Raw genomic sequence first — 15,072 nt, forward strand, 5'->3', positions numbered from 1 at the left:
CTTGTGAGAAAACATCTCAAAATTTTCGGTGGGCCGCCCTTTTTGTCTTAAAAATTCCCCAGAAACCAATCTTTGGCGCGCCCGAACATGGTTTTCATCGAACCCGCTTGTTGCGCCGCCTTCAAACCCCGCGTGCGCGACAGCCTGGCCTCCTCCAGCAAACCCATCACGGCCGCCGAACGCGGGTTGGCCACCATATCGAACAGGCCGCCGCTATAGGTCGGGTTACCGCGCCGAACCGGCTTCAAGAATATGTCTTCGGCCAACTCGACCATACCCGGCATCACTGCCGAGCCGCCGGTCAAAACAATTCCTGAAGAAAGCAACTCTTCGTAACCACTTTCTCGAATTACCTGTTGCACTAAAGAGAATATCTCCTCGATGCGCGGCTCAATCACGCCTGCCAGCGCTTGTTTTGACAACATTCGTGGCGCCCGGTCACCCAAGCCCGGTACTTCAACTTGCGCGGCGGGGTCGGCCAGCATTTGTTTGGCCACACCATGCTCGACCTTGATTTCTTCTGCGTCTTTGGTGGGTGTGCGCAGTGCCATCGCAATATCGCTGGTAATCAAATCTCCGGCGATTGGTATTACTGCGGTATGACGAATCGAGCCGCCGGTGAATATCGCCACATCGGTCGTGCCGGCACCAATATCGACCAAAGCGACCCCCAAATCACGCTCATCGGCGGTCAAGGCCGCCAAGCTGGAGGCGCTCGAATTCAAGACCAATTGCTCGACCTCAAGCCCGCAGCGACGCACACATTTGACAATGTTCTCGGCCGCACTTTGTGCGCCGGTGACGATATGCACCTTGACTTCGAGGCGGCCGCCACTCATGCCAATCGGCTCTTTGACTTCATGCCCGTCGATCACAAACTCTTGCGGCTCAACCAATAACAGGCGTTGATCATTCGGAATATTGATCGCCTTGGCGGTTTCGACCACCCGCGCCACATCGATGGGCGTGACTTCCTTATCGCGCACGATCACCATGCCGGTGGAGTTTTGGCCACGAATATGACTACCCGTGATGCCGGTATAAACCTTGCTGATTTTGCAGTCGGCCATCATCTCGGCCTCTTTCAAGGCTTGTTGAATCGACTGCACGGTCGCATCAATATTGACCACCACACCGCGCTTGAGGCCGGTTGAGCTGGCAACCCCGAGACCGGCAATGCGCAATTCGCCATTACCCAACACCTCGGCCACCACCGCCATGATTTTGGCCGTGCCGATATCCAGCCCGACGACCAAATCCTTGTATTCCTTGGCCATGCTTTTTATCCTTCAGTTTTTCTTCGGTCGGCCATTCAATCCGGGTTTAACCGGACTGGGCGTTGTTGATATTCCGCTCAAACGCACCGCATACCCTTCTGCATGACGCAGATCGGCTGACAACAATGGGGCATGATTGAGCGAAGTAATTTGAGTAATCGAGCGGGTAAATTGCCCGAAGCGGACCAGTATCTCGGCTTCGCTGCCGCGCCCGAGTTCCACCACGGCGCCTTTTTCAAAGCTCAGCCGCCAAGAGCCCCGCCCGGACAGATCAAGCCGCTCGACCTGCTCGCCAATGGAGGCGCTGACGGTCTGCAAGCGTTGCCACATATGCAGCATTGCGGCGCTGGAGCCGGCTGGTCCGGCCAAGACCGGCAGATCTTCGTCCTCGACATCGCCCAAATTGGCCTGGAAGACTTCGCCGTAACTGTTCACCAGCAAGCGCTCGACGTTGGCATCACTTTGCGCGTCGGCGCCCTCGGCCTTGGTTTCCCAATAGGCGCTGGGCTTGTGTTCTTCCAGTTTGACCAATAGGCGGCTGGGCCAAACTCGCTGCACTACCGCGCGGCGCACCCAGGGCACGGACTCGAAGGCGTCCCGACCGTCTTGCAGGTTCATGCTCAAAAAGGAGCCCGACAAGCGCGGCAAGGCGTTCGCCCGCAAGGAAGCCTCGCTATTGCGCGTCACGTCGCCGTCCACCTGGATCGCGCGTATGGCAAACACCGGCAAGCGCACCACCCAGCGCAAGCCCAAGCCGGCCGCGCCCACCACCACGACCGCCAACAGCAGCGCCGTCACCGCATTCATCAGGCGGATATCGGGCGGCACAGAAATGGGCGGGCTGTTGCTGCGCATGACTTTTGCTCAGGCGACGCTCAGGCTTTGCCGTCCAGGCGCGCTTGCGAGAGCAACCAAAGACACAGCTGCTCATAGGAAATGCCGGCCGCTTTTGCCGACATGGGCACCAGCGAATGCGAGGTCATACCGGGCGAGGTATTCATTTCCAGCAAGAAGGGCTTGTTGTCGCTCTTGCGCAGCATCACGTCGCCGCGACCCCAGCCTCGGCAACCCAAAGACTTGTAGGCCGCCAGCACCAGGGCACGAACCTCGGCCTCGAGCGAATCTGTCAAGGCGCCAGTCAGATAGCGGGTGGTGTTGGTGAAATACTTGTTCTGATAGTCGTAGTTGCCACCCTCGGCCTCAATCTGCATCACCGGCAGCGCAAACGCGCTATCGCCTTCACCCAAGATCGGGCAGGTCAACTCGGGACCATCGATGAATTCCTCGCAAAGAATTTCATCGTCGTATTGCGCCGCCAATTGCACCGCGTCCAACATCTGCGAGTAGCCCATCACCTTGCTGATGCCGATGGTCGAGCCCTCATGCGGCGGCTTGACGAAGATCGGCAGACCCAACTCATCGGGGATCGCCATGCAGCGCTCGCGACTGATGTGCTCTTTCTTCAACTTCATATATCGCGGCGTGGCCAGGCCGTCGGCCAGCCACAGTCGCTTGGTCATGATCTTGTCCATGGCGATGCTGGAGGCCATCACGCCGGAGCCGGTGTAGGGAATACCAAGCAATTCCAACGCCCCTTGGACCGTACCGTCTTCGCCGTGGCGGCCATGTAGCGCGATGAAGCAGCGCTGGAAGCCCTCGGCCTTCAACTCATGCAGACCGCGTTCGGCCGGATTGAAGGCCTGCGCTTCGACACCGCCCTGCAGCAGCGCCGCCAGCACGCCCGGCCCCGACATCGTCAGCGAGACCTCGCGTTCGGACGAGTCACCACCCATCAACACGGCCACTTTGCCCAATGCCTTGGGGTCGATATTCAGGTTCAGCTTCATGGTCATGGCTGCGCTCCCTTGTTCTTCGTCAAAAAGTCCACCGTCTGTGCCGGCACCGCGCCAATCGTGCCCGCGCCCATCACGATCACCACATCACCAGCGCGTGCGTGCGCAGCGATTTGCTCGGGCAAGGCCGACACCTCCGCCACAAACACTGGCCCCGCCCTGCCCGTTGCCTTGGCCGCCAATTGCAAGGCCTGCTCCAGCGCGCGCCCATTGGCGGCCTCGATCGGCGCCTCACCGGCGGCGTAGACCTCGGTCAGCAAGACCGCGTCCGCTGTGGAAATCACCTGCACAAAGTCCTCAAAGCAGTCGCGCGTGCGGGTGTAGCGATGCGGCTGAAAAGCCAGCACCAAGCGCCGGCCCGGGAAGGCGCCGCGTGCGGCCGCCAACACGGCGGCCATCTCGACGGGGTGGTGGCCGTAATCGTCGATCAGCGTGAACTCACCGCCACCGTGGGCAGGCAGTTCGCCAAAGCGCTGGAAGCGCCGCCCGACGCCGCCAAACTGAGACAAGGCCACGGCGATTGGCGCGTCCGGCAGTTCCAACTCGGTCGCCACCGCAATCGCCGCCAGCGCGTTCAAGACATTGTGCGAGCCGGCCAAATTGAGCGTGATGGGCAGATCGACCATGCCTTGGCGCTGCACGGTGAAGCTCATCTGGCCGCCGCTCAAGGCCTGCACTTCGACGGCGCGCACATCGTTGTCGGCATTGAAGCCGTAGCTGATCACCGGCCTGGACAGCAGCGGCATGATGGAGCGCACGCCGGCATCGTCTCCACACAGTACAGCCGCGCCATAGAAGGGCATGCGGTGCAGGAACTCGACAAACGCAGCCTTCAGGCGCGCGAAGTCATGTCCATAGGTTTCCATATGGTCGGCGTCGATGTTGGTGACGACCGCCAACATCGGCAGCAGATTCAAGAAGGACGCATCCGACTCGTCCGCCTCGACGACGATGAATTCACCGGAGCCCAGGCGCGAGTTCGCTCCGGCGCTCATCAACTTGCCGCCGATCACAAAGGTCGGGTCGATGCCGGCCTCGGTCAGTACCGCCGTCACCAAGGACGTGGTCGTCGTCTTGCCATGCGTGCCGGCGATCGCGATGCCTTTTTTCAAGCGCATCAGCTCGGCCAACATCACCGCACGTGGCACCACCGGGATGCGCTGAGCGCGCGCCGCGATTACTTCGGGGTTGTCCGGTTTGACCGCCGTGGAAGTGACCACGGCCTGCGCGCCGGCGATGTGGCCAGCGGCGTGGCCGATGTGGATTTGCAGACCCAGGCTGGCGAGCCGCTGCGCGGTCGCGCTGTCCGATTGATCGGAGCCCGAGACGATGTAGCCCAGGTTGTGCAGAATCTCGGCGATGCCGCTCATGCCGGCGCCGCCGACACCGACGAAGTGGATGTGTTTGACGGCGTGCTTCATTTTGTATTTACCAAACCCTCAATTTCATCGGCGACCCGCGAAGCCGCGCGTGGCCGCGCCAAAGCGCGGGCTTTCTCGGCCATTTCCAACAGCGCCTCGCGGTCCATGCTCCTGAGCAACTGGTACGCACCCTCGGCCGACAAATCCTCTTGCGGCAGATGCACGGCCGCGCCATGCTGGGCCATGAAACGGGCGTTGTCGCGCTGGTGCGAGGTGGTGCTGACGACCAAGGGAATCAGCACCGAGGGCAAACCTGCCGCGCAAATTTCACTGACTGTGACCGCGCCGGCGCGGCACAAAATCAGATCGGCTTGCGCCAACTGCTGCGCCATATCGTCGATGAACGGCAGGATCTCGGCCTGCATGCCGGCTTCCCGGTAGGCAGCCTGAACCGCAGCAAAATTGGCCTGGCCTGTTTGATGCACGACGATGGGCCGCTCGGCCTGCGGCCACATTGCCAGCATTTTGGGCAGCATGTCGTTGATGGCGCGCGCGCCCAGCGAGCCGCCCACCACCAACAAGCGCAAGGGTCCGCTGCGGCCGGCATAACGCTCGGCCGGTGGGGCCAAAGCCTCGATTTCGGCCCGGACCGGGTTGCCGGTGACGACCGCCTTGCTCGTCGACGCGGCAGCCACGCCGTCGAAGCCAAAGCCGATTCGGCTCGCGAAGGGCTTGAGACTTTGGTTGCTCAAGAGCATGGCCGCGTCGGCGTTGATCAGCATCAGTGGGCGGCGCATCAGCCAGGCCATCAGCCCGCCGGGGAAGCAGACATACCCGCCCATGCCCAGCACCGCGTCGGCGCTGCGGTTGCCAAACACCGAACGGCTCTGCACAAAGGCCTGCACCAGCTTGAACACACCCTTGACCGTATGCAGCAGCCCCTTGCCACGCAGACCGGCAAAGGCGAGACGGTCAAGCGGAATGCCGGTCGGCGGCACCAGCTTGTTTTCCAGGCCCAGTTCGGTGCCCATCCAGCTGACGCTCCAGCCGCGCCGAATCATCTCTTCGGCCACGGCCAGACCGGGAATGATGTGGCCGCCGGTGCCGGCGGCCATGATGACCAAATGTTTGCTCATGCGCGGCCTCCGCGCATGAATTGGCGGTTCTGGTGCCGGCCGGCCGCCAGTGCGGCCTTCACGTCGCTGCGCGACATGAGCCGGCCCCGGAACAGAGCACCGGCGTGTGTCCCACACGCCGAGGCCAGGTGCGTACACATGGCCTTCATGCGCGGCCTCCGCGCATGAGCGCCCTGTTCTCAATATCAATTCTCAGCACGATCGCCAGCGCCACACAGTTCATCAGAATCGCCGAGCCGCCAAAGCTCATCAGCGGCAAGGTCAGGCCCTTGGTCGGCAAAGCACCCAGGTTCACGCCCATATTGATGAAGGCCTGGCCGCCCATCCAGATGCCTATGCCTTGCGCATAGAGGCCGGCAAACACGCGGTCCAAGGCCACCGCTTGGCGACCGATGTGGAACAGGCGGCGCGACAGCCAGAAAAAGCCAATGATCACGACGGCCACGCCGACGAAGCCGAGTTCCTCGCCGATCACTGCCAGCAAGAAGTCGGTGTGTGCCTCGGGCAAATAGTGCAGTTTCTCGACGCTCGAACCCAGGCCCTGACCGAACCATTCGCCGCGCCCGAAGGCAATCAGGGAATGTGTCAGCTGATAGGCCTTGCCCTGCGCGTACTTCTCATCCCAGGGGTTCAGATAGGCAAAGATGCGCTCGCGGCGAAAGTCGCTGAAGGCAATCATCAACACAAATGCACCGACCAGGACCGCCACGATCAGGAAGAACATCCGGCCATTGACGCCGCCCAGGAACAGAATGCCCATCGCGATCGCGGCGATCACCATAAAGGCACCCATGTCCGGCTCGGCCAACAAGAGCACGCCAACAACGCCCAAGGCCATCGCCATCGGCCAGACCGCTTTGAAGAAGTTCTCACGCGCGTCCATCTTGCGCATCATGTAGCTGGCCGCATACATCGCGATCGCCATCTTGGCCAACTCGGAGGGCTGAAAATTCATCACCCCCAGCGGTAACCAACGGCGCGCGCCGTAGACCACCTTGCCCACGCCGGGGATCAAGACCGCCACCAGCAAGACCAACGAGACCACAAACATCCAGGGCGCCAAACGCTCCCAGGTCGACACCGGGATCTGTACCGTGATCAGCGCTGCGATCAAGCCGAACACCAAGGCGAAGATATGGCGCGTCAAAAAATGCGTGGGTAAATACTTGGCAAAGCGCGGGTTGTCGGGCATCGCAATCGACGCCGAATAAACCATCAGCAGCCCCAAACCCATGAGGCCCAGGGTCACCCAGATCAAGGTCAAGTCCAGCCCTTGAATGCGCGTGGGCTGACCCGCCGTTGGCGACACCCACTCGCGCACCGGCACATCCACGGACGCATCTTTGGCGCCGGGCAGCATCGACTTCAAGCGCGCGGCGAAGCTACTCAATGACAGACCCGCAGCAGCACTCATAAGCCCTGCCCCAGATCTTGCGCCAAGGCCTGCACGGCGCCAACAAAGACTTCGGCGCGGTGCGCGTAATTGCGGAACATGTCGAGGCTGGCACAGGCCGGGCTCAAGAGCACACTGTCACCGCTGTGCGCCTGCGCCAAACACCATTGCGTGGCGGCCTCCAAGCTGGCGTGGTTTTGCATTGGCACGCCGCTATCGGCCAAGGCGGCGCGAATCTGCTCGGCGTCACGGCCGATCAGCGCCACCGCACGCGCATGGCGCGCCACACCTGCGGCCAAGGGGCTGAAATCCTGCCCCTTGCCGTCGCCGCCCAGAATCAGCACCAACTTGGCCGGCGCATGATCGGCGCCCAGGCCATTGATTGCAGCAACCGTCGCGCCGACATTGGTGCCCTTGGAATCGTCGTAAAAATCAACACCGTTCAAAGTGGCGACATGCTCGACCCGGTGCGGCTCGCCACGGTATTCGCGCAGGCCATGCAGCATAGGCGCCAGGGCACAGTCAGCGGCCGTTGCAAGCGCCAAAGCAGCCAAGGCATTGGCGGCGTTGTGCCGCCCGCGCACACGCAGAGCGTCGGCGGGCATGAGGCGCTGCAGCGTGATTTCTTCTTCCTCTTCGCCCTTTTTCCGGCGCAGAGTTTCATCTTGTTCGCGTGCCCGCACCAACCAGGCCATGCCACCTTCGGTGACCAAGCCAAAGTCGCCTGGCCGGTCAGGTGAATCCAAGCCGAAACGAGCGACACGGCGCCCCACCGATTTGGCCGCCCGACCGCGCCCTTGTTTGACCATCACGGCGGACGGCACCATCGCCTCAACGGCCGGGTCGTCCCGATTGATGACCATCAAGGCAGCTTCACCGAACACCCGCGCCTTGGCCTGCGCATATGCCTTCATATCGCCATGCCAGTCCAGATGATCTTGGCTGAGATTGAGCACAGCGGCCGCTGTGGGCTCGAAGCCGCGCACCTCGTCGAGCTGAAAACTGGACAACTCCAAGACCCAGACCTCGGGCAAAAACTCGAACACCGGGCCCTTGGGGCGCGGCGGATCAATCGGCAGCGGTGCTTCGTTCAAGAGCGCGTCGACCATTTCCATCGTGGTCTGGGTGGCTTCGATTTCCGCCTCGGGCTCGACCACTGGCTCGGGAGCAAACTCAGGCGCCAACTCCAGCGCCTGATCAACAGCGACCGAGTCGGCTGCGGCCAACGATGGCTGCAATGCACCCTCAGGCAATGGCTGTTCAGGCGCGGATTGATCTTGCTCAGGCACTTGGTCCGGCTCCTGATCGAGCGCCTGCGACAGCGTCGTCAACATACTGGGTCCGATATTGCCGGCCATTACCACCCGCTTGCCGGCCCGCTCGACCAGCAAGGCCGTCATGCAAGTGGTGGTGGTTTTGCCATTGGTGCCGGTGATGGCCAGCACAGCCGGCGCGTAGCGCCGACTCTGCTTCAGGTCGGCCAAGGCCTGTGCGAACAGACCCAACTCACCTTGCACCGGCACGCCGGTCTGCACTGCTTGCGTCAACAGCGGTGCAATGCGTGCATCCAGAGGTGACAGACCGGGGCTCTTGAGGACCATCTGGACGCCGTTCAAGGCCGTCAGCGGCAAATCGCCATGGCAGAACTCGGCGGCCGGCAGCTCGGCGCGCAGCTTTTCCAACTGCGGTGGATTGGCGCGCGAGTCCCAGACCTGAACGCTGGCGCCATAACGCGTCATCCAGGCGGCCATGGCCAAGCCAGAGTCGCCCAGACCCAAGACCAATACGCGAATACCTTCGTAGCTGCGCATCACCTTACCTGAGCTTCAAGCTGGCCAAGCCGACCAAGCACAGCAGCATGGTGATGATCCAGAAGCGCACCACCACTTGCGTTTCTTTCCAGCCAGACTTCTCGAAATGGTGGTGAAGCGGCGCCATCTTGAAGATACGCCGTCCGGTTCCGAACTTCTTCTTGGTGTATTTGAACCAGCTCACCTGCAACATCACCGACAAGACCTCGGCCACAAAAATACCGCCCATGATGCCGAGCAGCATTTCCTGTCGCGTGATCACCGCCATCGTGCCGAGCGCGCCGCCCAGCGAGAGCGCACCGACGTCGCCCATGAAGACCTGCGCCGGGTGGGCGTTGAACCACAAGAAGGCAAGACCTGCCCCCGCCATTGCGGCACAGAAAATCAGCAACTCGCCGGCACCGGGGATGTAGGGCAGGAGCAGGTATTTGGAGAACACCGAGGAGCCGGTGAAATAGGCGAACAGGCCCAGCACCGAGCCCACCATCACCACCGGCATGATGGCCAGGCCGTCCAGCCCGTCGGTGATGTTGACCGCATTGCTGCAGCCCACAATGACGAAGTAAGACAAGCCGATAAAGCCGAACACGCCCAGCGGATAGCTGACCGTCTTGAAGAAGGGCACGATCAAGTCGGCCTTGGGCGGCAACTCGGTCGAGAAGCCGCTGCTGATCCAGCGGAAGAACAACTCAATGACACCAAAGATCGAGGTCTCCGAGACGCTGAAGGCCAGGTACAGCGCGGCGATCAGACCGATCAATGATTGCCAGAAGAACTTCTCGCGGCTGGCCATGCCCTCAGGGTCTTTATCGACCACCTTGCGCCAGTCATCGACCCAGCCGATCGCACCGAAGCCCATGGTCACCAACATCACGACCCAGACAAAGCGGTTGCTCCAATCGAACCACAAGAGCGTGGACACGCCGATGCCGATCAGAATCAGCACGCCGCCCATGGTCGGTGTGCCGCTTTTGACCAAATGCTGCTGAATGCCGTACTCGCGGATAGGTTGGCCGATCTTCATCTCGGTCAGTTTGCGGATCACCCAGGGGCCAAAGGCCAGGCCGATCAACAAGGCGGTCAGCGCCGCCATCACCGCACGGAAGGTGATGTATTGAAAGACGCGCAGGAATCCGAGTTCGGGATAAAGGCTCTGCAACCATTGAGCCAGACTAAGCAGCATGGTTTGCTCCTGCACCTTGTGCCTGCAAGGCGCTCACGACCCGTTCCATCTGCATGAATCTCGAACCCTTGACCAAAACCTGTTTGACGATAGGCTGCGCGTCCGCAGCGGCGAGCGCCTCGGCCATCTCTGCGCTGCTCTTGAAATGCTTGGCCGCCGCGCCGTAGGCGGCGGCGGCGTCTGCCGCCGCGTTGCCGGCTGTCCACAAATGCGTGATGCCGCGCGCGGCCGCGTAGGCACCGACCTCGCGGTGAAAGGCCTCGCCTTGTTCGCCCACTTCACCCATATCTCCGAGCAGCATCCATGAGCTGCCACCCAGGTCAGCCAGCACATCAATGGCTGCGCGTACGCTGTCGGGGTTGGCGTTGTAGCTGTCGTCGATCAGGGTGACGCGCCGCTCGCCCTGCATGAAGCTCTTCAGCTGCGAGCGGCCCTTGACCGGCTGAAAGCTTTCCAGTCCGCGCACAATCGCCGTCAGCGGCGCGCCGGCAGCCAGCGTACAAGCGGCCGCTGCCAAGGCATTGCGCACATTGTGCAAACCCGCCACGGCCAGCGCGACCGGCGCGTCGCCGGCGGGCGTGTGCAATTCCAGCGCCCAATGGCCTGCTTGCGCCGCATCCACCCAGATGGCGGTCCCGGTCACATCGGCTTCACCTTGCAAGGCAAAACTCAGATGCGGGCGCGTGCCGGCCATCGCGTGCCAGATCGGCGCGCAAGCATCTTCGGCCGGGAACACGGCCACGCCGCTGCTGCCCAGCGCTTCAATCACGGCGCCGTTCTCGCGCGCGGCGGCTTCTACCGTTTGCAGAAACTCCTGGTGCTCACGTTGCGCGTTATTGACCAAGGCCACCGTCGGCGCGCTCATCTGGGCCAGCGGGGCGATCTCACCCGGATGGTTCATGCCCAACTCGACCACCGCGGCGCGCATCCAATGCGACTCGTCCTGGCGCAAGCGCAGCAGGGTCAAGGGCACGCCGATGTCGTTATTGAAGTTACCAGCCGTGGCAAGCGAGTCCTCTCCCAACCAGGCCTTGAAGATGCTGGCAATCATCTGTGTCACCGTGGTCTTGCCGTTGCTGCCGGTGACTGCGATCAGAGGCAGCTGACATTGGGCACGCCAAGCGGCCGCCAAATGACCCAAGGCCGCCTTCGCATCGGGCACCAGGATGCCGGGCATGGCCGCTTCGTTCAAGCTCCGCTCTGCCAGCGCCGCCACCGCACCGGCTCCCGCTGCCTGGGGCAAAAACTCATGCGCATCAAAGCGCTCGCCGCGCAAGGCAACGAACAGATCGCCCGCCGTCAAGCTGCGACTGTCGCTGTGGACGCGGGCAATCTCAGTCGAGGGGTCACCGATCAGCTGCGCTTGCGGCACGGCGCTCAACAGCAACCGATGAGCTTGCCCCAAGGTCATCAACGCGCTCACAGCCCGGCCCTCGTGATCAAGGCCAGCCTTGCTTCGTCAACATCGGAGAAGGGCCAACGCTGACCCTTGATTTCTTGATAGTCCTCATGCCCTTTGCCGGCCACCAACAGCACGTCGCGTGGACCGGCCTCCAGCACCGCCGCTTGAATTGCGGCCTTGCGGTCGACCAGTGTCACGGCCGCAGTCCCCGCACCGGCAGCAATATCGGCCAGGATTTGCGCCGGATCTTCGTCGCGCGGGTTATCGCTGGTGATGATGGCTTTGTCTGCCTTGGCCGCGGCAATCGCGCCCATGAGCGGGCGCTTGGCGCGGTCGCGGTTGCCGCCGCAGCCAAACACGCAAACCAGCTTGCCGCCGCGCGCCGCAGCGAGTGGCTGCAAAGCCGTCAAGGCCTTGTCCAAGGCATCCGGCGTATGCGCATAGTCAACCACCAACTGTGGCAATTCCAAGCCATTGCCGACCCGCTGCATGCGGCCGGGTACCGGTGTGACTTGGCCCGCCACCGCGGCGATCTCGACCAGGCCATGGCCCAGTGCGCGCAGACAGCCGATCACGCCGAGCAGATTGGCGACGTTGTATTCGCCGATCAAACCGGTCTCTACCAGCAGCGCTTGCTCGCTCTCACGCAGCGTGAAAGCCAGGCCGCCGGCGCGGTAATGCAGATCGGTCGCCTGCAAACGCGCAGGACCCATCAAGGAACAGGTCCAGACGTCCAGCTTCGGCTGCAGTTCAAGCGCCAGCTCAGCGCCCTTGGCATCGTCGACGTTCAAGACGGCGGCGCGCAGGCCGGGCGCATCGAACAACTCGCGCTTGGCCGCCCAGTAGGCGTCCATCGTGCCGTGATAGTCGAGGTGATCCTGGGTGAAGTTGGTGAACAGGGCGACACTGATTTCGCTGCCGCTGAGGCGGAATTCCTTCAGGCCGATCGACGAGGCCTCGATCGCGCAAGCCGCATAGTTCTGGTCAAGCATGCGCCTGAAGTTCGCCTGCAGCAGCACGGGGTCAGGTGTTGTCAGCCCGGTGTATTCGATCGCAGCGGCCTGCCGACCAGGAATAGGCGGCTCGCCCACGCCTAAAGTGCCCACCACGCCGCAGCGCTGGCCCAGCAAGCTCAGCGCCTGCGCGCACCACCAGGCGGTCGAGGTCTTGCCATTGGTGCCGGTGGTGGCGATCACGCTCAAGGCCTTGGAGGGTGCACCGTAGTAGGCGGCGGCGATCAAGCCGGTCTTGGATTTCAGGTCCGGCAGCGAGGCGACGCGAGCGTCGACAAAGCCATAACTTTCAACCCCAGCGTCCTCGACCAGGCAGGTGGAAGCGCCGGCCGCCAAGGCTTGCGCGACAAACTCGCGGCCGTCGCGCGCATAGCCGGGCCAGGCGATGAAGGCGTCACCCGGCTGCACCGCGCGGCTGTCGGTGCGCAGCACGCCGGTGGTCCATTCCTGCAACCAACGGGCACAGGCTTCGGGGGATTTGAGGCGGGTCAACATGATCTTTTTAGAAACTTTCCTCGACGGCCTGCACTTTTTGGCTGGCGATGATCTGCGGCTTGACCTCAAGGTCGGTCGGCACATTGAGCAGGCGCAGGCTCTGCGCCACGACCTGGCTGAATACCGGACCGGCCACTGCGCCGCCGAAATAGACGCCATTGCTCGGCTCGTCCACCATCACCGCGACGATGATGCGCGGCTTGCCGATCGGCGCCATGCCGACAAACCAGGAGCGGTATTTATGGCCGGCATAGCCCTTGCCTTCTTGCTTGTGCGCGGTGCCTGATTTGCCGCCGACGCTGTAGCCACTGACCATGGCCTGCGGTGCGGTGCCGCCGGGTCCGGCCGCCATTTGCAGCATGCCGCGCATGGTTTCGGCCGTCTTGGGCGAAAACACCCGGATGCCCGTGACCACTTCGTCGGGCGGCTTGCGCATCATGGTGATCGGAATCACCTCGCCGTCATGGGCGAACACGGTGTAGGCACGCGCCAGTTGCAGTAGCGAGGCGGACAGGCCGTAGCCATAGGCCATCGTCGCCTGCTCGATCGGCCGCCAGCTCTTGTAGGGCCGTAGCTTGCCGGTGATGGCGCCGGGGAAGTCGATCTGCGGCCGCTGGCCCAGGCCGATGGCGGTGAACAGCTCATGCATCTCGCGCGGCTGCATGGATAGCGCCAGCTTGGCCGCGCCGACGTTGCTGGACTTTTGAATGATCTGCGTGACGGTCAGCGTGTCGCGCGGTGTGTGGTCGGTGGGCGACCAGCCGGCGATGCTGACGCTGCCGCGCCCGGTGTTGATGACGGTATCGGGCGTGACCCGGCCGGTCTCCAAGGCCAGACCGACGATCATCGGCTTCATGGTCGAGCCGGGCTCGAAGATATCGGTCAGCGCGCGGTTGCGCAGTTGCGCGCCACTGAGGTTTTTGCGCTCGTCGGGCTTGTAGCTGGGAAAGTTGGCAAGCGCCAGAATTTCGCCGGTCTGCGCATCAAGCACGACCACGCTGCCGGCCTTGGCCTTGTGCTCGGCGACCGCGTCGCGGATGCGCTGATAGGCAAAGAACTGCACCTTGGAGTCGATCGACAGGTCGATATCGCGGCCATTGGCGGCCGGCACGCGCTCGCCAATGTCCTCGACCACGCGGCCCAGGCGGTCGCGCACGACCGAGCGGCTGCCGTCACGCCCTTGCAGGTCTTTTTGGCGTGCCAGCTCGATGCCTTCCTGGCCCTTGTCCTCGACATTGGTGAAGCCCACCACATGGGCGGCAGCCTCGCCTTCCGGATACTTACGCTTGTATTCGCGGTCTTGGAACACGCCTTTCAGGCCCAAGGCCTTGATCTGCGCGGCGACCTGATCGTCGGCCTGGCGCTGCAGCCAGACAAAGCGCGTGGCAGGATCGAGCTTGCGCTCTAAATCGGCGTTAGAGATGCCAAGGATCTTGGCCAAGGCCTTGCGCTTTTCGGGGTCGGCATCGACCTCTTTGGGAATCGCCCAGACCGAGGGCACGGCCACGCTGGCGGCCAGCACCTGGTTGTTGCGATCATTGATGCGGCCGCGGCTGGCCGGCAGTTCCAGCTGATGCACATAGCGCGCCTCGCCCTGCTTTTGATAAAACTGCGTACCAATCACCTGCACATAGAGGGCGCGGGCCAGCAAGCCGGTGAAAGCGATGCCGACCAAGGCAACCAGAAAGCGCGAACGCCAGACCGGCGTTTTGGAGGCCAGCAATGGGCTGCTGGAATAGGTGACGCTGCGCGTGCCCTGGTTGGCCACCATGGCTTTGGCGCTGCGCGCCGAGCGCTTGTTCGGCTCGGCACCGCTGGAGCGAGCGCGCTTAAACCATTTCATCGCGAGGCTCCGGCTTTGCTGGCGGCCGCAGCGGCGGCGTGATCCTCGGCAGTTTGAATCACATTCGGACTGATCGCACGCATCTTCAAGCGCTCACGGGCAACCTGCTCCACGCGCAAATTGGTCGCTTGCGCATGACGCTCGGCCTGTAGGCGCTGGCTGTCGGCCTCCAGGCGGCGGCCTTCGGCCTGCGCCCGGTCCACCTCGGTAAAAAGGCGGCGGGCCTCATAGGCGCTGCGCACCAAGACCATGCCGGACCCCAGCACGATCAGCAGCAAAACAAAATTCAGCCGCCCCAACATGGC

General features: G+C 62.7%; 12 protein-coding genes. All 12 read right to left on the reverse strand.

From position 1 onward, the window contains the following. Window positions 1-47 precede the first annotated feature (47 nt). A complete protein-coding gene (gene ftsA / locus LNV09_RS21525) occupies window positions 48-1,277 on the reverse strand; it encodes a cell division protein FtsA (RefSeq protein ID WP_263559109.1) in 1,230 nt (409 codons plus the stop codon). Between the two features lie 12 nt (window positions 1,278-1,289). Next, entirely contained in the window at window positions 1,290-2,132 is an 843-nt protein-coding gene (locus LNV09_RS21530; RefSeq protein ID WP_263559110.1) for a cell division protein FtsQ/DivIB, read from the reverse strand. 20 nt (window positions 2,133-2,152) lie between these two features. After that, window positions 2,153-3,130 (reverse strand): D-alanine--D-alanine ligase, encoded by a 978-nt coding sequence (locus tag LNV09_RS21535; RefSeq protein WP_318023315.1) that lies wholly within the window; start codon window positions 3,128-3,130, stop codon window positions 2,153-2,155. Continuing rightward, entirely contained in the window at window positions 3,127-4,551 is a 1,425-nt protein-coding gene (gene murC, locus LNV09_RS21540; protein ID WP_263559111.1) for a UDP-N-acetylmuramate--L-alanine ligase, read from the reverse strand. The genes LNV09_RS21535 and murC overlap by 4 nt, the downstream gene beginning before the upstream one ends. Beyond that, entirely contained in the window at window positions 4,548-5,627 is a 1,080-nt protein-coding gene (murG, locus tag LNV09_RS21545; RefSeq protein ID WP_263559112.1) for an undecaprenyldiphospho-muramoylpentapeptide beta-N-acetylglucosaminyltransferase, read from the reverse strand. Before murG ends, murC begins: the two co-directional genes overlap by 4 nt. Before the next feature lie 145 nt (window positions 5,628-5,772). Then, window positions 5,773-7,041 carry a putative lipid II flippase FtsW gene (ftsW, locus tag LNV09_RS21550; protein ID WP_411969334.1) on the reverse strand — a complete coding sequence of 423 codons (1,269 nt, stop codon included), beginning with the start codon at window positions 7,039-7,041 and terminating at the stop codon, window positions 5,773-5,775. Beyond that, window positions 7,038-8,831, reverse strand: a complete 1,794-nt coding sequence (gene murD, locus LNV09_RS21555; protein WP_263559113.1) for a UDP-N-acetylmuramoyl-L-alanine--D-glutamate ligase — start codon at window positions 8,829-8,831, stop codon at window positions 7,038-7,040. Before murD ends, ftsW begins: the two co-directional genes overlap by 4 nt. A gap of 4 nt (window positions 8,832-8,835) precedes the next feature. Beyond that, window positions 8,836-10,014, reverse strand: a complete 1,179-nt coding sequence (gene mraY / locus LNV09_RS21560) for a phospho-N-acetylmuramoyl-pentapeptide-transferase (RefSeq protein WP_263559114.1) — start codon at window positions 10,012-10,014, stop codon at window positions 8,836-8,838. Further along, complete coding sequence (locus LNV09_RS21565) at window positions 10,004-11,425, reverse strand: UDP-N-acetylmuramoyl-tripeptide--D-alanyl-D-alanine ligase (RefSeq protein WP_411969335.1); 1,422 nt, start codon at window positions 11,423-11,425, stop codon at window positions 10,004-10,006. Before LNV09_RS21565 ends, mraY begins: the two co-directional genes overlap by 11 nt. A gap of 8 nt (window positions 11,426-11,433) precedes the next feature. Next, window positions 11,434-12,924, reverse strand: a complete 1,491-nt coding sequence (locus LNV09_RS21570; RefSeq protein WP_263559116.1) for a UDP-N-acetylmuramoyl-L-alanyl-D-glutamate--2,6-diaminopimelate ligase — start codon at window positions 12,922-12,924, stop codon at window positions 11,434-11,436. 7 nt (window positions 12,925-12,931) lie between these two features. Continuing rightward, window positions 12,932-14,695, reverse strand: coding sequence for a peptidoglycan D,D-transpeptidase FtsI family protein (locus LNV09_RS21575; RefSeq protein WP_263559150.1), 1,764 nt, complete (start codon window positions 14,693-14,695; stop codon window positions 12,932-12,934). Between the two features lie 68 nt (window positions 14,696-14,763). After that, window positions 14,764-15,069 carry a cell division protein FtsL gene (gene ftsL / locus LNV09_RS21580; RefSeq protein ID WP_263559117.1) on the reverse strand — a complete coding sequence of 102 codons (306 nt, stop codon included), beginning with the start codon at window positions 15,067-15,069 and terminating at the stop codon, window positions 14,764-14,766. Window positions 15,070-15,072 lie beyond the last annotated feature (3 nt).

Source organism: Paucibacter sp. B2R-40 (assembly GCF_025717555.1).
Classification (GTDB): Bacteria; Pseudomonadota; Gammaproteobacteria; order Burkholderiales; family Burkholderiaceae_C; genus Paucibacter_A.

Excerpts from the sequence above, each read along its gene's own strand:
- ftsA (WP_263559109.1), bottom strand. The coding sequence starts at position 1,277 with ATGGCCAAGGAATACAAGGATTTGGTCGTCGGGCTGGATATCGGCACG.
- LNV09_RS21530 (WP_263559110.1), bottom strand. The coding sequence starts at position 2,132 with ATGCGCAGCAACAGCCCGCCCATTTCTGTGCCGCCCGATATCCGCCTG.
- LNV09_RS21535 (WP_318023315.1), bottom strand. The coding sequence starts at position 3,130 with ATGACCATGAAGCTGAACCTGAATATCGACCCCAAGGCATTGGGCAAA.
- murC (WP_263559111.1), bottom strand. The coding sequence starts at position 4,551 with ATGAAGCACGCCGTCAAACACATCCACTTCGTCGGTGTCGGCGGCGCC.
- murG (WP_263559112.1), bottom strand. The coding sequence starts at position 5,627 with ATGAGCAAACATTTGGTCATCATGGCCGCCGGCACCGGCGGCCACATC.
- ftsW (WP_411969334.1), bottom strand. The coding sequence starts at position 7,041 with ATGAGTGCTGCTGCGGGTCTGTCATTGAGTAGCTTCGCCGCGCGCTTG.
- murD (WP_263559113.1), bottom strand. The coding sequence starts at position 8,831 with ATGCGCAGCTACGAAGGTATTCGCGTATTGGTCTTGGGTCTGGGCGAC.
- mraY (WP_263559114.1), bottom strand. The coding sequence starts at position 10,014 with ATGCTGCTTAGTCTGGCTCAATGGTTGCAGAGCCTTTATCCCGAACTC.
- LNV09_RS21565 (WP_411969335.1), bottom strand. The coding sequence starts at position 11,425 with ATGACCTTGGGGCAAGCTCATCGGTTGCTGTTGAGCGCCGTGCCGCAA.
- LNV09_RS21570 (WP_263559116.1), bottom strand. The coding sequence starts at position 12,924 with ATGTTGACCCGCCTCAAATCCCCCGAAGCCTGTGCCCGTTGGTTGCAG.
- LNV09_RS21575 (WP_263559150.1), bottom strand. The coding sequence starts at position 14,695 with ATGGTGGCCAACCAGGGCACGCGCAGCGTCACCTATTCCAGCAGCCCA.
- ftsL (WP_263559117.1), bottom strand. The coding sequence starts at position 15,069 with ATGTTGGGGCGGCTGAATTTTGTTTTGCTGCTGATCGTGCTGGGGTCC.